We start from the raw sequence: 21395 nt of genomic DNA, 5'->3' as shown, positions 1-21395 counted from the left end.
GGCGGTGGGGCTGGCGCTTTTGCGTAGAACGGTAGTGTGTGGCGATGGCCCGGGTGACTCCGGGCTCCGCGGTTACCCTCGCTGCTCCGCCCGGTAGTGTTCCATCTTCTCGTGGAACGTCTGCTCGGAGATACCGTAGGCGGTGTAAGTAATGGCATTGGCGCCGGCGTCGATGGTGGCACTGATCTGCTCGGTGGTCTTGCCGCCGGAGGCAATGATTGGAAAGTTCGGGTAGACGTTGCCCAGGTGTTCCCGCACCCAGCGTACCAGGTCAGCGGTGCCGGCACCGCCGGCGACGTTGAAGGCGTCGACGCCGGCCTTGATCCGCGCCAGCAGGTCGATGTTCTGGTTCACGACGGTGTAGATGATGGGCACGTCCACGACTCGCTCCACGCTGGCAATCGTCGTCAGGCTGGTGGGGGCGTTCATGACCACGGCCTGGGCGCCGTTTTCTTCCGCAAACCGGCCGACCGTAGCAGAGCGCAGGCCCTTGGTCAGCCCGCCGCCGATGCCGGCCAGGATGGGCACGTTGGCCACCCGGCTGACGGCGTCGAGGATCCGCGTGTTGGGGGTCCAGGGATAGACCGCCAGAATCGCGTCGGCGTCACAGTTGGCGAGGACAGCGACGTCGGTGGAGTAAATGATACTCTTGATGCGTTTGCCAAAGAGCCGGATGCCGGAGGCATTGCGGATGACGGTGGGCGATTCAACGATATCTTGACGCAATTCAGACGTTAAGTTCGGGACATTTTTGATGGGACGGTCCATGGGATAAACCCCTTTCTCACTCAATGATTGCTTGACTATAAATCATTGGCGGACGCGGCGCAAGTTGTGCAGCCGCAATTCGGGAATAAAAAGCCGGACGAGGACGAAATTGAGGGCCAGGCAGCCGGCGGTGAAGAGGAAGCAGCCGTTGTAGTCGAACAGGCTGGTGACGAAGCCGCCCATCAAGGAGCCGATAACGCTGCCCAGGGCTTGGAAGGACTGGTTCCAGCTGAAGACGGTGCCGGTGTAATCCTGAGGCGTGCCCTTGGAGAGCAGCGTCTGCACGGTGGGAAAGAGGGCGCCGTCGGAGACACCGATCATCAGGCGGAAGAAGGCCAGGGCCCAGACACTGCCGACGATGCCTTGGGGGATGTACATGATGATGGCGAAGACGTAGCCGAAGATGAGGATCTTGCCGCTGCCGTAGCGGTCGCCCAGCCGGCCCAGACGGGGGGCGGCGATGAGGTTCGAGATCCCCGGCATGGCAGCGACGAGGCCGGCGACGAGGGCGATGGGGCCGACGTTATGCATCAGTTCCTTAACGTATAGACTGACGATGGGATAGACGGACATATTGCCCACCTGAATGATCATCGTGGAGATAAGCAGGACCATGATCGCCCGGGGATTCTTGACCTGGGTGAGCAGGCTCGGCCGTTTCTTCTTATTCAACAGGTCCGGGCTGGGCTGATAGTGTTCGTGCACCAGTGTCAGGCTGAGCAGGAAGACGATGAGCAGGAGCACGCCGGTAATCACGAAGGTCAGGCGGATAGAAAAGACTTGGGCGAGAAAGCCGCCCAAGACCGGGCCGATGAGATTGCCGGAGACCATACCGGTGGTGAGGATGCCGATGGCAGCGCCGCTGTGTTCCTTGGGTGTTTCGGTGGCAATCAGGGCGCTGGCATTGGGAATGTAGCCAGACACCAGGCCCTGCAGCGCCCGCAGGCCGATCAGGGCCCAAATATTGTGGACAAAGCCGCAGGCGCCGATGATGAAGGCCATGCCCAAGCTTGAGCGCAGCAGCATCAATTTGCGCCCGCGGCGGTCGGCCAGCCGACCCCACAGCGGTGAGACCAGGGCCACGACGATGAATGTCGCGGCGAAGGTGACCCCAGAGTACATGGAGAGCTGGCTCTTGGTGAAGTTCCCCATTTCGGAGACATAAAGGGACAGGAAGGGAGAGATTTCGCTGAAGCCCATTCCGGCGATGAAGGTGCCCAGCCAAAGAACAGCCAGGTTCCGCTGCCAGCCTTGTAATGTCCGTAGATTCTTTAATTTCCCCACGCTGTGTGCCCGCTTTCTGATGAATGTATAACTTCCATTATAGGCAGAAGCGGCGGTTACGGTCCAGGGCGATTCAGAGGGAGAGAATGGGGTAGACCGCTTTCAATGGGACAGGGCCGGTATTTCCCGGGAAATAGAATTTTGAGCCGTCATGATTGTCATCGCCGTGATTTCCCGGTAGGCTAATAGCAGGCATCGTCAATGAAGAAAGGGGTGGTGCAGCATGTTGAGGAAGACGTGGCGGACGGATGTCGTCCCGGCCGTGCTGATCTTGGTGTCATTATTCCTAGTGTATGTCCCCCAGCCGGGGGCGTGGTTTGAGTATGTGTTGGGTGTCATCATCGGCACCTGCGTGTTGTGGCTGGGCTGGGTGCTGTGGCAGCGGCCCGACGGCCGGCTCAATTTGTGGTTGGGCTGTGCAGCCTTAGCGGTGGTGGCCGCTTTCCTGGTCATTTACCAACAGGCGGCCGCATTACCCCGCTGGCAGGCCAGCACCCACCGGTCGCTGTGGCTGTATGTCTACTTTCTTTACGCCGCATTGCGCGAATGGCTGATCGTCGTCGCCAATGCCCGGGCCAAAGAAAAATAACGTGTCCTCCAGTGAGCATAACGCTACCCTCGGGGTTGGCTGGTTTGCTAGACTGAAGATGTACCGGGTACTTAAGCATACCAAAGGAGTGTTTTTGAATGAGCAAGATTCAGTATCCCAAGACCGTCGCCCAGCTGAATCAGCTGGTCGCCGATCTGTCCCAGATCCAAACCAATATTCAGCAGATCCACTGGTACATGCGGGGCCGGAATTTCTTCCGGCTGCATCCCCTGATGGATGAGTACAAGGACCAGATGGCCGACATCCTGGATGAAGTGGCGGAGCGGTTGATTGCGCTGGGCGGAGCGCCCTATGCGACCACCCACGAGTTCATCGACCACACCGGACTGCCGGATGAGAAGATGGACTGGAACCAATACAGCTTGTCTGAGTTGATGGACCGTCTGCGCAAGCAGATCCAATACCTGCGTGATCAGTTCCAGAAGGGTATCGAGATCACCGATTCTGAGAAGGACTTCCCGACGCAGGATATGCTGAACGGGTACAAGGCCGCGATGGATAAGATCATCTGGATGCTGAGCGCGTATCTGGGTGAAGGCCCATTGTCTGACTAACTTGGCGGGTAACCAAGAGGCCCGTTATGTTCCACGTGGAACATAACGGGCCTTTTGCCGCATATTAATTAATTTTGCGTTTCGGATTCAGGATATTCATCGGGTCAAACAGAGCCTTGATTTGGTGCTGCAGATAATCCACATCGGGGCCCAGCTCGGCGTTGTTCCACTGGTTTTTGATCATGCCCACAGCGTGTTCGCCGGAGATCGTACCGCCCAAAGCAAGCGTCTTGTGGAACATGTCCTGCAGGGCTTCGACGACGGCGGTCGGGACTTCTTTCTCATCCTCAGGCCAGACCAGCGTCGGGTGCACGTTGCCGTCCCCCGCGTGGCCGGCCGTGTAGATCTTCAATCCCAGCTTGGTGCCTAAAGCCGCGATGTAATCCATCATCGGTGCTAGCTGCGACAAGGGCAGGGCCATGTCTTCCATGATGTGGTTCTGCCCGGCAAAGACTGCCGGCAGCATATCCTGGCGCATCTGCTGGAGGTCGGCCTGCTGCTGGGGATCCGTGGTGACACTGATGTGGGTGCCATCGTACTCACCGAGCAATTTCTCCATGAGGTTCTCGGTGGCCGGCGTACTGCTGTCGATGCGGAAGATCAGCATCGATTCATTATTGTCGGCGTAGTGGGTGTGCCGATAGGTATCCAGCGCCGCGACGGTATTGCCGTCCAGCGCCTCCAGCATGGTCGGGCCGACCCCGGAGATGCGGATCGCGGCGACGGCTTTGGCCAACTGGGTCATGTTGGGGAAGAAAGCCATCCCCATCACGGGTGTGCCCAGCGGAATCGGCAGCAGCTTCACGGTGATTTCCGTGACGATGCCCAGCGTCCCCTCGGAACCGATGAACAGCTGGGTCAAGTCGTAACCGAAGGCCTGTTTCATGGTCCGGCCGCCGACCTTGATCACCCGGCCGTCTGCCAGCACGACTTTCAGTCCCAGAACATTATCCTTGGTGGCCCCGTAACGTACCGTACTCATCCCGCCGGCATTGGTCGAGACGTTGCCGCCGATACTGGAGATGGGCTTGGACCCGGGGTCAGGGGCGTAGAACATGCCCTGCGCCCGGGCCGCTTTGTCCAGGTCGCCGTTGATGACCCCAGGCTGGACGACCGCGAGACCATCCGGCTTGCTGATTTCAATGATCTTATTCATTTTCAAGGTAGAAAGGATAATGCTCCCGGGGATTCCATCGGCCCCAATGACCGTGCTGGTGTGGGCGGATTGGGGCACGATGGGCACGTGGTACTTTCTCGCCGTCGCCAGCGTCCCTTGAATATCAGCGGTATCCGCCGCTTCGACAATGGCCAAGGCCAAGCCGGCCCCTTCACCGGTCATGTTCGTGCTGTACGAGAACTTCTGCAATTCTGCCGGATCCGTCACCACGGCCCCCGCGCTGACGCGGCTGGTCAAATCGTGAAGGATATCATCTGGAGAAAATGCGGGAAAAGTTGTCATCTTTATCGCTTCTTTCGTTGACTTCCCATTCATTGTCGCCGGTTTGGCATCAGGTGACAAGAATTTCGTCTCACACGGCAGTCGGCGATAACTAAAAAGCAGCCCCACGGCGTTGCTTGGACGCCCGCAAGGACTGCTTGGTACGGTTTAAAAGATTAGAGCGCCGGGGCCGCCTCCTTGGCTTTTTCCACCGCCGCCATGGCGACCGCGTTGACCCAGTTGATGGGCTGGTCGAAATTCGGCTGGAAGAACGTATCCACCATGGCCAGGGTCTCGATCGTCATCTTGGTCTGGATCGCCAGTGAGATCATATTGGCCGACATGGACACGTCGTGGGCGCTGTAGAAAGCACCGCCCAGAACTTGGTGGGTGGTCGGGTCCCAGGTCAGCGACGCCACCACCGGCGTGGTCGTCAGCATGAACTCCGGCCGGTAGTTCTGTTCGATCGTGACGGTCGCCACGGGAATGTTGCGGGCGGCTGCCCCCGCCGCGGTCAAGCCCGAGGACGCCAGTGTCCGGTCAAACAGGGCGACGGCACTGGAGGCCTGGGTGCCCAGATACTTCTCCGTGGGGGCCGCAATGTTTTTGCCGATCAGAATGCCTTGGCGGACGGCATTGGTGGCCAAGGGAATGTAATCATCCTGACCCGTGGGATTGTAGTGGACTGCAGCAGAGTCGCCAGCGGCGAAAATTTCGGGGCGGCTGGATTGCATGTAGGCGTCGGTGATTACCGCACCATTCGCCAGCATATCCACTTGGCCCCGTAATAGTTCAGTGCGCGGCCGGAAGCCGACGGCCAGAACCGCGATATCAGCGGTATAGGTCCCTTGATCGGTAGTCACGGTGATGTCTTTACCGGTGGTCGTGAAGCCGGTGACTTTCTGCCCTAGGGCCAGATGGGTGCCGTTATCGGTGTACAGCTGTTCCACACGGTCCGTGATGTCCTGGTCAAAGTTCTTCGCCAAGACGCGGTCGAAGGCGTCGATGAGGGTCACTTTCTTCCCGCTCAACGCGTATTGTTCGGCCAACTCCGCACCGATATACCCCGCGCCGATGACGATGGCGGAATTGATGTGCTCGGCGTTGTCGTGGAGCTTCTTGGCGTCGGCCCAATTCTTGCAGAGGAAGACGCGGTCGCTCTGAATGCCCGGCAGGGGCGGAATCACGGGTGCGGAGCCGGGGGTGAAGACCAGCTTGTCGTAGTGATCAGTGAGAGTCTCGCCGCTGATCAGGTTCGTTGCCGTGATGGTACGGGCGACGGGATCGATGGCGGTGACGTTGTGTTCCATCCGCATTGTCGCCCCCAGCGCCGCTAAGGCATCCGGACTGGAGTAGAACATCTTGTTCGGGTCGGACACGTTGTCACCCACCCACAGGGCGATCCCGCAGGAGAGGAAGGACAGATTGTCGTTGCGCTCGTAGACGGTCACATCATACTCCGGGTGCTCGGTGAGGATCTGCTGGGTCGCGAAGGTGCCGGCATGGGTAGCGCCGATAACGATAATTTTCATAGAAGAAAGGCTCCTTGTTGTTAGAGTGTGATACGTTTCACGTAAAAGATTGTACCATACTCAATTGCTCATGGGAATACCGTTCTGGGCTGATGTCCCCCAGGCGTATGTTCTGCGCCGGCGGCCAACCATGATACAATGGCCCCAACAGCAGAAAGGAGCCGGTCCGCGATGCAGTATCTCACTCAGTTTTTCTTCCCCGACGAGGACGTCGAGTGGCATTTCTTCATCAGCATCAAGAAACGGACGTATACGTCGTATTATCCCTTCCAAGTCCTGCCGGATAAGGGATTGACTCAGTTGGATCTGGCGCCGATCACCATCCTGAACGGCGGCAATGGGTCGGGTAAAACAACTGTATTGAACATCATGGCTGAAAAGCTCGGACTGCAGCGGGAAGCGCCGTTCAACCGGTCGAATTTCTTCAAGGATTATCTCGACCGGACAGACGCCACCACCGTGGGGACGGTGCCCAAGAAGAGCGCCATTATCACCAGCGATGACGTGTTCGATTACATGCTCACGATTCGGCAGGCCAATACCGGGCTGGATAACCAGCGCACCAAGTTAGAAGACGCGTACCTCACCACCAAGCACGCCCGCTTCCAGTTCAGCGGACCCGAAGATTACGACCAGCTCAAGCGTATTTTGGAGACCCGCAGCAAGACCCAGTCCCGTTACATCCGCGACCACATGATGCGCAACCTGCCCGAGGGCAGCAACGGTGAGAGCGCGATGGCCTACTTCACTGACCGCATCAAGGAGAACGCGCTATACCTTCTGGACGAGCCGGAGAACTCCCTCTCCCCCGAGAAGCAGCAGGAATTGGTCAAGTTCATCGGTGATTCAGCGCGCTTCTTCGGCTGCCAATTCATCATCGCCACCCACTCGCCGTTCCTCCTGGCCTTGCCCGAAGCGAAGGTCTACGATATGGACACGACCCCGGTGGCGGTGAGAAAGTGGACGGAACTGCCGGAGGTACGGGCGTATTATGACTTCTTTGCGGCCCATCGCGGGGACTTCGAGTCATAGACAAGTGCTAGATGTGGAAACCTTGCTTGATATTAAAACCAGCCAAGCCACCAAATATTTGCGGCAAATGGCTGAACAAGGGGTTCTAACGAAAGTTGGTGCTGGGCCAGCGACGCGCTATCGGTTGACGGAGAAGGCTCAGTGATTCAGTTATCTGCCGCTATCCGCCGGTTCACCGGCAGATACAAAGAGACCCGCAACTCCGCGGAGTTGTGGGTCTCTTTGCCGGCTAACGCACCCTTAACGCATCACGCTCGGCGCTTTTCGGCGTCTACCAATACAGTTTGATTAGTCAATCATGGTTAGCCGTTCCGTTTAGAACCAGTCACTGTCAATCGCATTGATGAACATCGCGGTAATGATCTTTTGCACTTCATTATCGTGTTCGGGCAACGGCTTGGCTTCAGTAGAAGTCGACTGCCGCTGTTGCTCGTGTCTCCGCGTCGTCACAGGACTCACCTCGATCCCGGTTCCGCCTTGAGTATACCGCATGGGGGACGGGGTCCACATGACGTCTTGCCCGCAATGAATCCGGTCCCGTCAGCGGCTGGCACAGGTGATAGCGTTTGCCAATTCTTTTTCGTGAGCGGCCAGAACGGCATCGATTTGTTCACTGGCAAAGACCACCTTCGCCGGCAGATCCCGGACCGTTCCCGGAGCAGACCACTGTCCTTCATCCCAAATATGCGCGGCACTGTTAGCTGAGAATTGAAGAAAACTCGTGGTAGCCGTGTGGACACGCCGCACCAGCGCGACACCGCGAACGGCGGTGTAACACTGGTAATAGGCAGTCAGTTGCCATTGACCCGGTGCGGGCAGCGTCAGCAGAATGAACACTGATCCTAAACTGTCCTCTGTCTCCATCACGATCTCGCTGTGCAGCCAGGGGGCGTAGAGTAAGCCCGCGGTGCGGGGATCAGACCACTGGGCGGCGGCGGACTGCCAGGTCTTTTCTTCCTGCTGAAACCGGGCGGTCATCGCTGCCGGGGTGAGCAGGGTATAATCCTGATGGGGACAGGCCAGGCCGTGCCACTTGCGGTAGGGATCGGTGGCGTCGACCAGCACCCACCGGCCGACGGCGTCCTGGGTGGCCGCGCAAATATGATCCTGTAAGTCACCGTAGCAATCCCGGGTCACGACCGCATAGGCGGCGGGCAGACCGGCGGCTTGCAGGAGGCTGACGAGGAGATTGCTGAAGTCGCCGCAGGTGCCGCTATGCCACCGCAGCACGTCCAGGTCGCTGCGCTGGAGGGGCGTGAAAGGGGCATTCAACCGGCTGTACGCAATCTCGTTGGTATCGAACCAGTCTAGCGCCCGGGCACACAGGGTGAGGGCCGGTTGCTGGGGCCCGCCCAATTCAGCGAGCCATTTTTGAAGAGCGGGGGCATCGGGATGACGATAAGAATGGGCCACGCGGTCGCCTGCTTTCTGTTGTATATTGACTAATTTACCATAACGCAGCAGTGGGCGTCACTCAGCTCAACTGGATCACTTGGTCAAAGAGCGCCTTGTTCTCGTCATGCAGTTGGTGCGTGACGAAAATCACTGTGAGATCCGCTTGCTTAAGAAAACTGTTTTCCACGGTCAAAGCACTGGCCCGGTCCAGGGCACTCGTCCCCTCGTCAATGAGCATAATGTGCCGCTGACGCAGCATTCCCCGTGCTAAGGCCAAGCGCTGGCGCTGACCACCAGAGAAAAGCCGGCCGTCTTCGCCAACGGGGGTGTCTAGCCCAGCCGGCAGGTCTTGGACAAAGGCTGCCAGGTCAGCTTGTTGCAACGCCGCCATGATCTGTTTGTCCGAATAGTGCTCGCCTAGATTCATGTTATCCCGGACCGTGCCGGCAAAAACATAAGGCTGCTGATCAATGTACAGCAGTGTGCGGCGCAAGGAATGGCTATTAATTTGCTGCAGCGGAATATGGGCGATCTCAGCCGCTCCTTGGTAGTTCGTAAGTTTACCATTCAGGATGTTCAGCAGCGTTGACTTGCCCACGCCGGACGGTCCCGTAACAGCCACCTTTTGGGTGGGCGCAATTGTGACTGTAATTGAACGCAACGCTGCTTTTGGGCTTCCTGGATAAGTATAACTCAAATTGGTTAGTTGGATGGGACCGGCGGCAGCTGCCGGCAATTGCTTTTTCTCAGCCGCTTGAGGGTTAGCTGGCGCGGGTACATATTTAGCGAACAAAGGCTGCACGGCTTGAATGGCCACGATGACCGGCCCCAGTTGGGCCATACTGTTCAAAATATTGAATGAAAGATTACCGACAGATTCAATCGTACCAATTGAGGTCAATCCCCAGAGCACCAGCAGGCCAGTCCAAGCCGTGAGGGTAATTTGGCTGATGATGCTGGAATAACCGGCGATACCATTCATGCCCGCCTGGACGACAGATTCTTTGACCTGGGCTTGGGCCAGAGCCTCCGCAGGTTCCTTCAGATCAGCCGGGATATGCCGTTGCAAGTCCAGAGAAAAGAGGGTGTCGAACCCCTTAAACAAGGATTGGGCTCTGGCAAGCAACTTTTCGTTAGCATGGGTCACATTCAGGTTGGCCACGGCCATTTGTTTGTGCAGCAGCTGCGGGACGCCATACGTCGCCAACGCGAGGAGAAACGAGATGACGATAAGCGACCAATGAAATTGAAGAAAGGCCACAATGGTGAACCCGGTGTCGCAGATCAGTTGGATGATTAGAAAGAAACAAGCGAAACCCTGGCTTTCAATCATCGTGATATCATTCGTCAACCAAGAGCCATAAGTCCCCGTATCGTGTCGGTGAAAAAAAGCATAGTCACCGCTCGTCACATTTTGGGCAATGTCCAACCGTAATTGTGTGCTCATCTTTTGAATAAGGATACTTCTTAACCAACTGGTACTGAAGAGCAGGATACCCAGTAATGTGAAGACGGCAAAATCAGCGACGGTCCAAAGCACGAACTGCTGCATATTCTTGGCCACGATGGCGTTCAATATATAGGCCAAGAGGACCCCATGGCTCACGCGCACGACTGAACAGAGCACGGTCATGAGGGACACAATGAATGTGCGTCCCGGATTGAGGCGAAAGTAATGAAGCATAGTCAATCCCCCTGTCGAGCCAGCCTGGCCATCTCCGCCTGGGTGGGCGTGAATAGATGGGGCTGCCCAGAAAAGTAGCGAGCGACGGTGTATAAGGTGCCGCTTTGACCGACGCCGTAGTCTAGTAAATGTCCGATACCGCTCTCATCAGTAAATTGATAACCGTGATCAACAACGCCGCCATTTAACAACTGAGCTTGCATCAATCTCGTCAGTGCTTTTTCATGATGCCATGTGCCAGGAGCTAGCATCTGATGATCCAGCAAGGCATTCATGACACTCGCTTTACCGTGACAGACGGCATCATTGAGTGAATAATAGCCGCCGATTAAGCGGTCCTCGATTTTGCTCAGACGGGCCTCATCGGGTGTTGCATCATCAATCAAGGCGTCGACCAACAGCAAGGCCTCCGCAATGCCCGCGAGTCCCTGGCACCAGGAAAGGTCCATATAGCGTTGGTGATGCTGAATGACTAATAATAGATCGAGTTTCTTTCTCAATACCAGCAAACCGTCTTGAGCCATACGCTGCTGGTCCGGGCGATGCAGTCGTATACTGGCAGACAATAGAGCAAACACCATGCCGCCCAGGCCATGGGCAAACCCTAAGTCCTGCCATGATGGCATCAATTGATGGTTAATCATCGCTGTAAAACTATGAACAGTGCTTGCCAGCTTGTCAGCGAGCTTGACTAACTGGACTGTTGTGTCGTCAGAATCGGCACAATACACCAAAGTGGCAACGACCCCGGCTGCGCCTAAGGCATAGTCATCCTTGGTCGTAGGCAGTAGAACGGCTTTGTTTAGCAAGGCTGCGACGACTGACGCTAAATGCGAATCAGCACGCTCCCTATTAATACTATGGAGAGCCCAGGCGTAGCCGCTTAAGCCAAACAGATAGCTATTGTCAGTTTCACGTTCAATGAACGGCGCAAAGTCCTGATTAATCTGTAAGATCCTGCCTGTGCTTAATTGATCGGGCGATAACGCGTCGATCACGCCCAGCATGCCCGCAATGCCATGCTGGATACCCAAGGGAGAGACGGTCTCGGCGAAGGCATTACTTGTCCAGTAACGACCGGATATGGTTGGCTTCTGGTGGACCAGGTGGGCATAACCGGCCACTGTGACAGGCAAAACGCGGTCAAAGGTATCCGTCAACACACCCGTGGAGAATGCCGCAGAACCACTGACGGACTTGCTGGCTATGGCGGGGAAGGCATTTTGCAGCAAGCCCAGTAAAAAGTGGGTATTGTTGGTGCTCAAAATGCCAAGCGATTCGGCAGTGTGTAATTGTGCTCGCAGGTCAAAGAAAGCCTCATTGGCAGTATCCGGATAGGATAGGGGGTTACCCAAAAAGACAACAGCGCAAGTGGCAAAAAGGGCAAAAGCATCGTTTGCCAAGCTTTGTCTGGCCTGGCGGGTCGGCGGCAGGGCATACCGCGGTGTGTAGTAACGCAGGGGGGCGGCGTGGTGAGCGGCGGTCAGCGCGCTGTCACCCAAATCAATAAGGTAAGCCCGCTTGCCATCGTAAATAAAATTGTTGTTTGACAGATCACCGATGGTTACTCGTTCTTGATGCACTCGTCGGACTGTTTGGACAACTGCTTTGGCCACTTGTAAAGGAGGATAGTCCACGCTGAGATCACGATTGATGGTTTTCCCAGTAATGTATTCTTCCACCAAGAAATCAGTTCCCAACACGGAAAAGTAAGCCAGCGGCTTAGGCGTGCACTCAGTGCTGGCAAGACGGCACAACAGAGTATATTCGTTTTTTAGGGTGTCTTGTGCGGTTGGATGCTCTGCAGGACCGTGAACATAGGGATTCGCCGTTTTAATGATGACCTTCTGATTTAGACTATTACGTGCGGTGAAGACAGACCCCATATTGCGGTCCTGCAAGTCACGCTCAAACGTATACTCGGACAGCGGGCTATCTGCTGGCAAGGAATCGTCAAAGAAACCCAGTTTCTCTTCTTCAACCTCAGAGAACGGCGAAGGAACATCTGTCGGCAGGTGAAAGCCTTGGGAACGATCGTCAACATATTCCTGGCCATTATAATGGAAGAAGTATTCCAAGGCGCTGTGCTGTGCATTCCAACGAGAATGACTGACGAATGCGCCAAATCTAAAGTGCAAGGGGTGTCCCACACCGCACTGCTGATCGGTATAGATACTCGGAGCTTTGAAGGGCCGTAGCGCATTGAATAACGTGAACATCAGCGACCTAAATTCTGTGATGGTGGCAGGATAGAAGGTTAGAAATTTGTTGGCTTCCGTGATAGAAGAATGCAGGTCTATCAAGTTAGTTACTTGACGGGATGAAACCGCAACTTTAAACGAGCACTTGCTGTTGATGATGATTGGTAGCGCCACTTCAAGGACAGATAGGATATCTTGGAACTGTGCCGAGATGTGTCCTTTAAAGCCGCCATCGGGTAAGACTTGTCCAGTGACATCTTTTGGAACAAAGTAAAACCAGTGGGCGTCCTGATAGCGAGTGTAATTTCGGGCGTCATAATGTTGCAGAAATTTCGTGAGGAAATCTGTTTCGAAGCTTTTACCCTCATTGTTTAGGTTAGACATGTGTTCACCCTCAATGGCTTAATTAGACAAAATTGGCGTTCCTCATTGTCGGGTAGGCGAAAATGAAGAGCGCCAATAATCCCATTGCAGGCGATTAAGCCTGCAATGTTTCCGTGTTCCTGATGCCGACGCTATTGCCGCAAGTGTTCCTGCAAGTGTAACCGCAGAATGTAGGCTCTTCCTCGTTAGCGACAGAAAACTTCGCAATCCCTTTCAGGTCGTTCAGTCGATTGAGCTGCATGACGGTTTCCTCCTTTCTTAAAGATTACCCATAGATTAGGGCTACACCATCATAAAGTCAATGAGGAAATTTCGGTTTTTATTACAAACAAGCGAAATTGACCAATTTTTCGCGCTCCGCGTCCTAGCCAATCAGTGAGCCGATGATAAATCCCACAACCATCGTCAACATCCCCACGACCATATTCCGCAGAGCACCCTTGCGTGCGGGGACCTGGCTCAGCTTGGCGCTCGTGTAGCCAGTGCCGAAAAGGCAGACAACTACGGCGGCCATGGTTACCCCGACTTTGTAGGGATTTGGAATCAGGGTGATGCACAGCAGCGGCAGCAGCGCCCCCAGAATGAAGGCAAAGAAATCAGCGCCAGCGGCCAGCCAAGGATTGAGCAGCTTGTCTAATTTAATTTGAAACTTCTCGGCCAGAATCGTTGCAATATCATTGTTGTCGACAATGGTGTGGGCCATGGCGGCCGCATTCTCGGCCGCGTAGCCTTTATCTAAATAGTGCCGGTACATGGCCTGGAAGCTGCCCGTCTTGTCGTCCCGCAGCGCTGCTTCTTCCTTTTGCACGATCGCGTTTTGCAAGTCGCGCTGGGCCGACACCGACATGTATTCTCCGCCGCCCATGGAAAGCGCGCCGGAGATCATTGCGGAGACGCCGGCCAGCATCAGGGCTGTGGCGGACATGTTGGCGCCGGCCACGCCCATCACGATGCCGGCGGTGGAAATGATGCCGTCGTTGGCCCCCATCACGGCCGCCCGCAGGACGTTAAGCCGATTGCCCAGGTCGCGGCGGAAGGACAACCGTTGACGCCAAGTGAGGTGCGTTTTGTTTGAATCAATCATCATTATTGCCTCGTTTTCCATACCTGTGTATTGAATTTATTGGTGCGGGTATTCTTTAGGCAAAGCATACCGCAACAGTTACGGAAAAGGTAGCGCAAAGTATCACAAATGTGTAACAAAAAAGCGGCCTTCACAGAGCCGGAAGGTCGCCGCACAATGCCTTAAACCTGAAAGGCTTTGCGGTTTTGCAAATAGGTAATCTCGTCGAAGGTGATTCGTTGTTGGAGCCGTTCGGCCAGGTCGGCGGTAATCTCCCCCTTGCCCAGGGCGGCTTGCACCAGTTCATACTCTGCGTGGAACGCCTTGAGAAACATTTGGTAGATGACGTCGCCGTCCACAGCGTCGACCTGGATGCGGCGGTGACGGTCCCGGTAGAACCGGCGGATGGTGTTGATCTCGGCCCGGTTATCCTTATCTTCCAGCTCGGCCAACCGCTTCATCACGGCGTCATAGCCGGCTTTCTCAATCGGCAGGATGTCTTCGCCGTGGGCCGTGAACTGACGCTTCCAGAAGATGGGCTCCAGGTTGATGGGACTGGTCAAAAAGGCGTCTTGAACACTGCGGACATCGCGGTACAGCTGACCCATGTGCAGCGTAAACCGGGCCCGCAGGAAGAGATTCTTCCACACCCGTTGGTCCGCGGTGAAGTTGTTCAGGTCGATGAACTGATTGTAATAATGGGCCTCGTCATCGGTGATGGTGCCAGCCGTGTGCAGTTGGGCCACGGCAGTCTTCTCCGCCGCAATTGCCTGCTGGAACAGGGCCTGTTGGCGGCGCCGGTCGGGGGCATCGTCCATAATTCGCTCCTGGGCCAGACTGTCTAGGACGATCTGAGCCTCGGCCGGGTGGCCCGTTTCTTCCCGCATGGCCTTGATCCCCGCCGCCAGCATGCGGCGCACCCAGATGTGCTGCTTGTTGACGGCGGGCGCGCGGTGAATCAGAAAGGGGAAGACGATTGGCGGCACGATCAGGCTAATCATGATCACCACCGCGGCCATGAAGATCAGTTCGTTGCGCAGCGGCACACTGTGGGGAATGGAAAAAGCCAAGGACAGGGTAATCGTCCCGTTGGCTCCGCCGAAGCCGATAATCAGCGCGTCCCGCCAGCGATGGAGGCTGCGGGGCACGTGGACGAGGTACCGGCTCCACAGAATGCGCAGGAGCAGTTTGCTGACGTAGACGACCACGCCGATACCGATGAGCAGGATGAAGGTATTGTCGTGCCAAGCCACCGTCACGACCCGGGGCAGCGTGACCCCTAAGAGGACGAAGACCAGGCCGGACAGGATACCGCTCACCATCTCCCACACATTCGTGGAAACGATCTGCATGCGGGCACTGGTCAGACGCAGCCGGTCCCGCTCCACCCCGTGGGCGATGCCGGCCGCGACCACGGCCAGAATGCCGGAGAAGCCCAGCTCTTCAGCGCAGAAGTAGACCAGCAGCGGCGTCAACAGCTGCAGCGTGGTCATGATGATTGGCTCGTCGTCGCCCCACTTGATCAGCTGCGTGCGCAGGCTGACGATGAGGGTGCCGACGACGGCCCCGAAGAGGACGCCGCCGATGGCCACGTAGAGGAATTGACCGGTGGCTTCCCAGGCAGAAAACTGGCCCGAAATATACGCGGACAATGCCAGGTCAAAGGCCACAATGCCCGCCGCATCATTGAACAACGACTCGTTCTCGAGAATCAGCAGCTGCCCCGGGCTCAGCGGGTTCGTCTGGCTGATGGCGGTAACGGCCGAGGCGTCGGTGGGGGTGACGATGGCAATCAAACCGAAGGCCAGGGCTAAGGGAATGAACGTGACAGCGCTCAAACCGGCACCTAAGACGAGGACGGTGACCAAGACCAGGCCCACGGCTAGCGACAGAATATTCCCTAACGTTCGCCCAATCCACAGCCGCGAGGCATTTTGCCCTTCATTAAATAGTAACGGCGCGATCACTGCAAAGGCGAAGACCGAGGGATCCAGTGTGAAAGTTCGGAGGGACGGGATAATCGCCAAGGCCATGCCCAGCCCAATGAGCCAGAACGGCAAGGGAATGATGGCCAGGTGCTTTTCTAAAACGTTGGCCAGGACGACGGCGGCCAGCATTAAAACAAACATGAAAACTTGCGCCATACTGGGGCCTTCTTCCTATTATTAAGGGACCTTAGGCCTGACGAGCGACGACAATCCGACCGGCATGGCGGCTATCGAGGGCTTCGTGGCCGGCGATGAAGCCCGCCAGTGTGAAGGGCAGGACTTGGTCGATGTCGACGATCAGGGTATCGTCCGCGACCCCCGCAACGATCAAGGGTAAAGCGACCGCATCAGTGTCATCCCCGGGATAGGTGTGCTGGAAGGTGATCTGCCCGCGTAGCGGCGGTTCGCTGTGGCTGACAGAAATGATCCGGCCGGTGGGCTTGGCCATGACCACGTCTTGGTCACTGCCGGCACCGTTCATCGCGGCGTTCACGACCACGTCGCCGGTTTCCGCCAGGACCTGGGTGATTTTCTCTCGGTCGTAAGCAACGAAACGGTCCACACCCAGGTCATCGACCAGGATCCGGTTGCGGGCACTGGCGACGCCGATAACGTAAGCGCCGGCTTGCTTGGCCAGCTGGACCACGAGACCGCCCACTCCGCCGGAGGCCCCCTTGACGATAACGACTTCGCCGGGCTGGATCCGGCCGAAGGTGTGGACGATGCGGTAGGCGGTCACACCGGATGTCACCAAGGCCGCCGCGGTGGGGAAGTCAACGCTGTCCGGCAGCTTGGCGGTACTGCTGACTCGGGCCACGGTCTGCTCGGCGTAACTGTTTTGCACGTGGGCCACGACGCGGTCGCCCACCGCGAAGGTCGTCACCCCCGCGCCCACCGCACTGACGATACCGGCCGCGTCCCGGCCGGGAATCGTGGGCCGGCTGCTGCCCTGTTCCCGGGCAATCCGTTCGCGGTTGTTTAATCCCACCGCTTGGACGGTCACGACGACTTCATTGGGACCAGGCTGCGGTGCCGGCACATCGAATTCTTGCAATGCTGACGGCCCACCGCCGCGGGTAAATCCATAGGCTTTCATCGTTTCAGTCACTCCTTTTCCTCGTTATTTTAGACGGAAATAGGACAACCGCCAAGCGTTCTGTTTCATCTCATCTGTGTGACCGGATGCTGACGTAATACTTTGCCCTATTCAATAGTGCACAATATGGCCATTATCCATCGAACTTAGTGAAAAAAAGATACCCTGGATAATGCTTGTGTACAAGCATTATTTGCTAATGAGCGGGTCTTCTCCAAACCTGTTCATTTTTTCGCCAATTAGTGTTTTTAGACTTCAAGGGCCCCATATATTGTGCTATTATTATTCGTAGCTACTACATGGTGTGGTTGGAAACGGATCGCTGGTACGGTCGACCACCCCTGCGGTATAGCAGAGAAGGAGTGGATCCACGATGTTAGAGGTACACACAGTAACGATCAAAATCAAGAAGCGGGACGGGCGCATCGTCAATTTTGACGAGAACAAGATTCAAACGGCCATTACCAAAGCGGCTCAGAGTGTTGGCCCCTTGTCCCCGGCGGATACCAACGCCATCGACGACATTACCAACGATGTGGTGGCGAAGATTCAAGACCGCTACACGACAGATGTAGAGATTGCGGAGATCCAAAACATCGTGGAGCAGTCCTTGATCAACGCGGGGAAGTACGAATGGGCGGAGAGTTACACCCAGTACCGCCTGCAGCAAGATTTGAAGCGCAAGCAGCGGCGGGACGTGAACTTCCAGATCGACCGTCTGTTGAATAAGGATAAGACGGTGGTCAACGAGAACGCCAACAAGGACAGCCGGGTCTTTTCTACCCAGCGGGACTTGACCGCCGGCGCTGTCGCCAAGGCCATCGGCTTGAAGATGATGCCCAAGGCGGTGGCCAACGCCCACGTCCGCGGCGACATTCACTGGCACGACTTGGACTACACCCCGTACATGGCCGAGACCAACTGCTGCTTGATCGACTTCAAGTACATGCTGAACCACGGCTTCGCCATCGGCAACGCCGAAGTGGAACCGGCGCACAGTATCGGTGTGGCGGTCACCCAGATGACCCAGATCATCGCCAACGTTGCCTCGTCTCAGTACGGCGGCTGTTCCAGCGACCGGACAGACGAGGTCCTGGCCCCCTTCGCGGAGAAGAACTACCAGAAGCACTTGAGGGAAGCCAAGGAGCTGACGGACGACCCGGCCAAGGGCGAGGCCTTCGCCAAGGAACGCACCAAGAAGGATATTTATGACGCCCTTCAGACTCTGGAGTACCAAGTTAATACGCTGTATTCGACCCAGGGCCAGACGCCGTTTGTCACCGTGGGCTTCGGCCTGGGCACCAGCTGGATCGAACGGGAGATCCAGAAGGATATTTTGAAGATCCGGATCCTGGGGTTGGGGAAAGAAAAGCGCACGGCAATCTTCCCTAAGCTGGTCTTCACGCTGAAGAAGGGCTTGAACCTGCACCCCGACGACCCCAACTACGACATTAAACAGCTGGCAATTGAATGTGCTACGAAGCGGATGTACCCCGATGTCCTTTCTTACGACATGATCAAGAAACTGACCGGTTCCTTCAAGGCGCCGATGGGCTGCCGCAGCTTCCTGCAAGGCTGGACGGACCCGGCCACCGGTGAGGAAGTCAACGCCGGCCGGATGAACCTGGGCGTCATTACTGTGAACCTGCCCCGGATCGCCATGGAATCCAAAGGCGACATGGACAAGTTCTGGCAGATCTTCGAGGAACGGATGGATATCTGCAAACAGGGGCTGGTCTACAAGGTGCAGCGGACCAAGGAAGCGACGCCGGAGAGTGCGCCGATTCTATACAAGTACGGCGCCTTCGGCCACCGCTTAGCGGCCACCGACACGGTCGATTCGCTGTTCCGCAACAGCCGGGCGACGGTCTCTCTGGGGTATATCGGCCTCTACGAAGTCGGCACCGTCTTCTTCGGTCCGAATTGGGAGCATAATCCTGAGGCTAAGGCTTTCACTGTCAGTATCGTCAAGTCGCTGGCGGACCACTGCAAGGCGTGGGAGAAGGAATACGGCTACCACTTTTCTGTCTACGGCACCCCTAGCGAATCCCTGACCGATACATTCTGCCGGGCGGACCGGAAGAAGTTCGGCATCGTCAAGGATATTACCGACAAGGAATACTACACCAATTCCTTCCACTATGATGTGCGGAAAAAAGTGACCCCCTTCGAGAAGCTGGACTTCGAGAAGGATTACCCCCAGTACAGTGCTGGCGGCTTCATTCATTATTGCGAGTACCCCAACCTGAAGCAGAACCCCAAGGCACTGGAAGCTGTGTGGGATTATGCTTACGACAAGATTGGTTACCTGGGCACGAATACGCCCATCGACCAGTGCTTCAAGTGCGGCTTCAAGGGGGAGTTCAAGGCCACCGCGAAGGGTTACGAATGCCCGCAGTGCGGCAACCATGATCCTGAGACTTGCGATGTCGTGAAGCGGCTGTGCGGCTACCTGGGCAACCCGAACAAACGGCCGATGGTCCATGGCCGCCAGGAGGAGATCATTCACCGGGTGAAGCACATGAGCTTCAGTAATGATCAGATTGCAAACCAGCGATATTAAGGGAGTGTGCTGATTGGATAGAGCAGAAATTCAAACGCACATGGCCCGAGAAAGCCGTCGGCGGGTGGCCCGGCTGCCCAAGAACCCGCAGCCGCAGGAATGGCTGGCGAAGGACCTTTCGCTGGGCTATTACGCCAGTTACAAGCCCTTCGTGATGGTGGACGGTGAAGGGGTGCGGTGCAGTCTGTATGTCTCTGGCTGCAAGTTTGCCTGCCCCGGCTGTTATAATGCGGTCGCCCAGAACTTCCATTACGGCCAGCCCTATACGGATGCGGTGCAGGAGCAGATTCTGGCCGATTTGGACCATTCCTATGTCCAGGGATTGACGCTCTTAGGCGGCGAACCTTTTCTCAACACCCAAGTCTGCTTGAAATTATGCCGGGCGATTCGGGAACGGTTCGGGCACACGAAGGATATCTGGTCCTGGACCGGTTACACCTGGGACGAGCTGCAGAAAGAATCTGCCGATAAGTTAGAATTGCTGTCTTACTTGGACATTCTCGTGGACGGCCGGTTCCTGGAGGCGCAGAAGGACTTGACCCTGCAGTTCCGGGGGTCCAGCAACCAGCGGATCATTGATGTGCCCGCGTCGTTAAAAGAGAATAAGGTCGTGATTTGGTCGCGGCTGGTGAAATAGACAAATAGTGCCGGAACGTTCATTTAGCAATGAGCGTTCCGGCACTATTTGTATGCTAGGCAGCGAAGGCAGACAGCAATTTGGCAGCCACGGCGTGGGGCGACCACGGATTTTGACCAGTGATGAGCTGCCCATCTTGAACGGCGTAAGACTTGAACGGGCGTACTTTTTGGAAGATGGCGCCGCGGCTTTGGGCCGCTTTTTCGTTCCAGAACGGCACCAGCCGCTCCTTGCTGCTCAACACCTCTTCGGCGGCGGTGAAGCCCGTGATTTGTTTGCCAGCAATGAGGTACTGGCCGGAGGCGGTCTTCAAGTTCAACAAGCCGGCGATACCGTGGCAAACAGAAGTTACATACCCGCCTTGAGCGTAGATGGTCTCGGCGATGGCTTGGAGGCCCCGGCTGTCCGGGAAGTCGAACATCACGCCATGGCCGCCGGTGTAGTAGATGGCGGCGTATTCTTCGGCGCGGACTTCACTGGGGGCCAGTGATGCGGTCAGTGCCCGGTGTTGAAAGTCTGGGGTGCGGTAGAGTGCCAGCGCCTCAGCGTCGGCGTATTTCATCCCCCGCGGATCCAGGGGCACATACCCGCCTTGGGGACTGACGTAGTCAATCAGGTAACCGGCAGCGGTCATGTCCTGGACAAATTCTGTTGCCTCGCTTAGCCAGAGCCCGGTGGCTTCTGCTTTTTTGGTGAATTGGGTGGTATTAGTTAAGACGACGAGAATTTTCTTCATTGTGCATTCTCCTTGGTTGAGAGAAAAGTCAGCATGTCATCGGCGAGCGACCGTAAATTCTGTAATGCCGGCTGAATATTGGCCAACACATAATAATTTTTAGTGCCCTCCGCCCGAATGGCGACGATCCCCGCTTCCTTCAGCAGTTTCAGGTGATGAGAAACAGCGGGGCGAGAAAGCCTAGTAGTCGCCGTCAGGTCGCCAACGCGCAGCCCGTGACCGCTAGTGTCGTGCAGCAGGGCAATGATGATGGCTTGCCGTTTTTCGTCACCGACGGCGAGTAAAAAGGGTTGGACAGAATCAAATTCAGTTTTGATCTGATGCAATGCGGGTGTGGTCATGAACGCCGCCTCCTGTCATGGTTCAACATATTAAACCATTGACTTGGGTGATTGTCAACCGTAGAATGGTTTAAACGGTTAAACCAAAG

At 56.3% G+C, this 21395-nt stretch carries 18 protein-coding genes; 5 read left to right on the top strand and 13 right to left on the bottom strand.

Going from position 1 to position 21395, the window contains the following annotated elements:
* Positions 1 to 72 precede the first annotated feature (72 nt).
* Both L248_RS05240 and L248_RS05235 read right to left on the bottom strand, forming a co-directional pair.
* Positions 73 to 768 carry a beta/alpha barrel domain-containing protein gene (locus tag L248_RS05240; RefSeq protein ID WP_040535014.1) on the bottom strand — a complete coding sequence of 232 codons (696 nt, stop codon included), beginning with the start codon at positions 766 to 768 and terminating at the stop codon, positions 73 to 75.
* A 42-nt stretch (positions 769 to 810) separates the two neighbouring features.
* Complete coding sequence (locus tag L248_RS05235; protein ID WP_022529071.1) at positions 811 to 2052, bottom strand: MFS transporter; 1242 nt, start codon at positions 2050 to 2052, stop codon at positions 811 to 813.
* A gap of 223 nt (positions 2053 to 2275) precedes the next feature.
* Between L248_RS05235 and L248_RS05230 the strand changes: the two genes are divergently transcribed.
* Positions 2276 to 2641: a hypothetical protein gene (locus L248_RS05230; protein ID WP_022529070.1), complete on the top strand. Its 366-nt coding sequence runs from the start codon at positions 2276 to 2278 to the stop codon at positions 2639 to 2641.
* Positions 2642 to 2739: 98 nt separating this feature from the next.
* A complete protein-coding gene (locus L248_RS05225) occupies positions 2740 to 3216 on the top strand; it encodes a Dps family protein (protein WP_022529069.1) in 477 nt (158 codons plus the stop codon).
* Positions 3217 to 3280: 64 nt separating this feature from the next.
* Here the strand turns inward: L248_RS05225 and L248_RS05220 are convergent, their stop codons facing one another.
* A complete protein-coding gene (locus tag L248_RS05220; protein ID WP_040535011.1) occupies positions 3281 to 4675 on the bottom strand; it encodes an FAD-binding oxidoreductase in 1395 nt (464 codons plus the stop codon).
* Positions 4676 to 4830: 155 nt separating this feature from the next.
* The gene (locus tag L248_RS05215; RefSeq protein WP_022529067.1) at positions 4831 to 6186 is read right to left on the bottom strand and encodes an FAD-dependent oxidoreductase; all 1356 of its coding nucleotides are present in this window, start codon (positions 6184 to 6186) and stop codon (positions 4831 to 4833) included.
* 171 nt (positions 6187 to 6357) lie between these two features.
* Between L248_RS05215 and L248_RS05210 the strand changes: the two genes are divergently transcribed.
* Positions 6358 to 7218 carry an AAA family ATPase gene (locus L248_RS05210; RefSeq protein WP_040535008.1) on the top strand — a complete coding sequence of 287 codons (861 nt, stop codon included), beginning with the start codon at positions 6358 to 6360 and terminating at the stop codon, positions 7216 to 7218.
* Between the two features lie 315 nt (positions 7219 to 7533).
* On the opposite strand, the gene L248_RS16410 is transcribed toward L248_RS05210, so the two are convergent.
* The 7 genes from L248_RS16410 to L248_RS05180 form a co-directional block, all read right to left on the bottom strand.
* Positions 7534 to 7668: a hypothetical protein gene (locus tag L248_RS16410; RefSeq protein ID WP_281169978.1), complete on the bottom strand. Its 135-nt coding sequence runs from the start codon at positions 7666 to 7668 to the stop codon at positions 7534 to 7536.
* Between the two features lie 90 nt (positions 7669 to 7758).
* A complete protein-coding gene (locus L248_RS05205) occupies positions 7759 to 8631 on the bottom strand; it encodes a transglutaminase-like domain-containing protein (RefSeq protein WP_022529063.1) in 873 nt (290 codons plus the stop codon).
* 61 nt (positions 8632 to 8692) lie between these two features.
* A complete protein-coding gene (locus tag L248_RS05200) occupies positions 8693 to 10297 on the bottom strand; it encodes an ATP-binding cassette domain-containing protein (RefSeq protein WP_051999867.1) in 1605 nt (534 codons plus the stop codon).
* Between the two features lie 2 nt (positions 10298 to 10299).
* A complete protein-coding gene (locus L248_RS05195) occupies positions 10300 to 12882 on the bottom strand; it encodes a class III lanthionine synthetase LanKC N-terminal domain-containing protein (RefSeq protein WP_022529061.1) in 2583 nt (860 codons plus the stop codon).
* 364 nt (positions 12883 to 13246) lie between these two features.
* On the bottom strand, positions 13247 to 13969 hold the full coding sequence (locus L248_RS05190; RefSeq protein ID WP_051999866.1) for a VIT1/CCC1 transporter family protein: 723 nt from the start codon (positions 13967 to 13969) through the stop codon (positions 13247 to 13249).
* A 158-nt stretch (positions 13970 to 14127) separates the two neighbouring features.
* Positions 14128 to 16089, bottom strand: a complete 1962-nt coding sequence (locus L248_RS05185) for a cation:proton antiporter (protein WP_022529059.1) — start codon at positions 16087 to 16089, stop codon at positions 14128 to 14130.
* 31 nt (positions 16090 to 16120) lie between these two features.
* Positions 16121 to 17029, bottom strand: coding sequence for an NADP-dependent oxidoreductase (locus tag L248_RS05180; protein WP_040535005.1), 909 nt, complete (start codon positions 17027 to 17029; stop codon positions 16121 to 16123).
* A gap of 373 nt (positions 17030 to 17402) precedes the next feature.
* Between L248_RS05180 and nrdD the strand changes: the two genes are divergently transcribed.
* Positions 17403 to 19592 carry an anaerobic ribonucleoside-triphosphate reductase gene (gene nrdD / locus L248_RS05175; protein ID WP_022529057.1) on the top strand — a complete coding sequence of 730 codons (2190 nt, stop codon included), beginning with the start codon at positions 17403 to 17405 and terminating at the stop codon, positions 19590 to 19592.
* A gap of 40 nt (positions 19593 to 19632) precedes the next feature.
* The gene (gene nrdG / locus L248_RS05170) at positions 19633 to 20229 is read left to right on the top strand and encodes an anaerobic ribonucleoside-triphosphate reductase activating protein (protein WP_022529056.1); all 597 of its coding nucleotides are present in this window, start codon (positions 19633 to 19635) and stop codon (positions 20227 to 20229) included.
* Positions 20230 to 20284: 55 nt separating this feature from the next.
* Here nrdG and L248_RS05165 read toward each other — a convergent pair whose 3' ends face one another.
* Both L248_RS05165 and L248_RS05160 read right to left on the bottom strand, forming a co-directional pair.
* Complete coding sequence (locus L248_RS05165) at positions 20285 to 20965, bottom strand: type 1 glutamine amidotransferase domain-containing protein (protein WP_022529055.1); 681 nt, start codon at positions 20963 to 20965, stop codon at positions 20285 to 20287.
* Positions 20962 to 21306, bottom strand: coding sequence for an ArsR/SmtB family transcription factor (locus tag L248_RS05160; RefSeq protein WP_022529054.1), 345 nt, complete (start codon positions 21304 to 21306; stop codon positions 20962 to 20964). Before L248_RS05160 ends, L248_RS05165 begins: the two co-directional genes overlap by 4 nt.
* Positions 21307 to 21395 lie beyond the last annotated feature (89 nt).

The organism is Schleiferilactobacillus shenzhenensis LY-73, from assembly GCF_000469325.1.
Lineage (GTDB): Bacteria > Bacillota > Bacilli > Lactobacillales > Lactobacillaceae > Schleiferilactobacillus > Schleiferilactobacillus shenzhenensis.
Note: the sequence above shows the minus strand (reverse complement) of the source record. Positions and strands in the feature narration are given on the sequence as shown.

Excerpts from the sequence above, each read along its gene's own strand:
- L248_RS05215 (WP_022529067.1), bottom strand. The coding sequence starts at position 6,186 with ATGAAAATTATCGTTATCGGCGCTACCCATGCCGGCACCTTCGCGACC.
- L248_RS05160 (WP_022529054.1), bottom strand. The coding sequence starts at position 21,306 with ATGACCACACCCGCATTGCATCAGATCAAAACTGAATTTGATTCTGTC.
- L248_RS05230 (WP_022529070.1), top strand. The coding sequence starts at position 2,276 with ATGTTGAGGAAGACGTGGCGGACGGATGTCGTCCCGGCCGTGCTGATC.
- L248_RS05210 (WP_040535008.1), top strand. The coding sequence starts at position 6,358 with ATGCAGTATCTCACTCAGTTTTTCTTCCCCGACGAGGACGTCGAGTGG.
- L248_RS05225 (WP_022529069.1), top strand. The coding sequence starts at position 2,740 with ATGAGCAAGATTCAGTATCCCAAGACCGTCGCCCAGCTGAATCAGCTG.
- L248_RS05200 (WP_051999867.1), bottom strand. The coding sequence starts at position 10,297 with ATGCTTCATTACTTTCGCCTCAATCCGGGACGCACATTCATTGTGTCC.
- nrdD (WP_022529057.1), top strand. The coding sequence starts at position 17,403 with ATGTTAGAGGTACACACAGTAACGATCAAAATCAAGAAGCGGGACGGG.
- L248_RS05165 (WP_022529055.1), bottom strand. The coding sequence starts at position 20,965 with ATGAAGAAAATTCTCGTCGTCTTAACTAATACCACCCAATTCACCAAA.
- L248_RS05180 (WP_040535005.1), bottom strand. The coding sequence starts at position 17,029 with ATGAAAGCCTATGGATTTACCCGCGGCGGTGGGCCGTCAGCATTGCAA.
- L248_RS05190 (WP_051999866.1), bottom strand. The coding sequence starts at position 13,969 with ATGATGATTGATTCAAACAAAACGCACCTCACTTGGCGTCAACGGTTG.
- L248_RS05185 (WP_022529059.1), bottom strand. The coding sequence starts at position 16,089 with ATGGCGCAAGTTTTCATGTTTGTTTTAATGCTGGCCGCCGTCGTCCTG.
- nrdG (WP_022529056.1), top strand. The coding sequence starts at position 19,633 with ATGGCCCGAGAAAGCCGTCGGCGGGTGGCCCGGCTGCCCAAGAACCCG.
- L248_RS05195 (WP_022529061.1), bottom strand. The coding sequence starts at position 12,882 with ATGTCTAACCTAAACAATGAGGGTAAAAGCTTCGAAACAGATTTCCTC.
- L248_RS05240 (WP_040535014.1), bottom strand. The coding sequence starts at position 768 with ATGGACCGTCCCATCAAAAATGTCCCGAACTTAACGTCTGAATTGCGT.
- L248_RS05220 (WP_040535011.1), bottom strand. The coding sequence starts at position 4,675 with ATGACAACTTTTCCCGCATTTTCTCCAGATGATATCCTTCACGATTTG.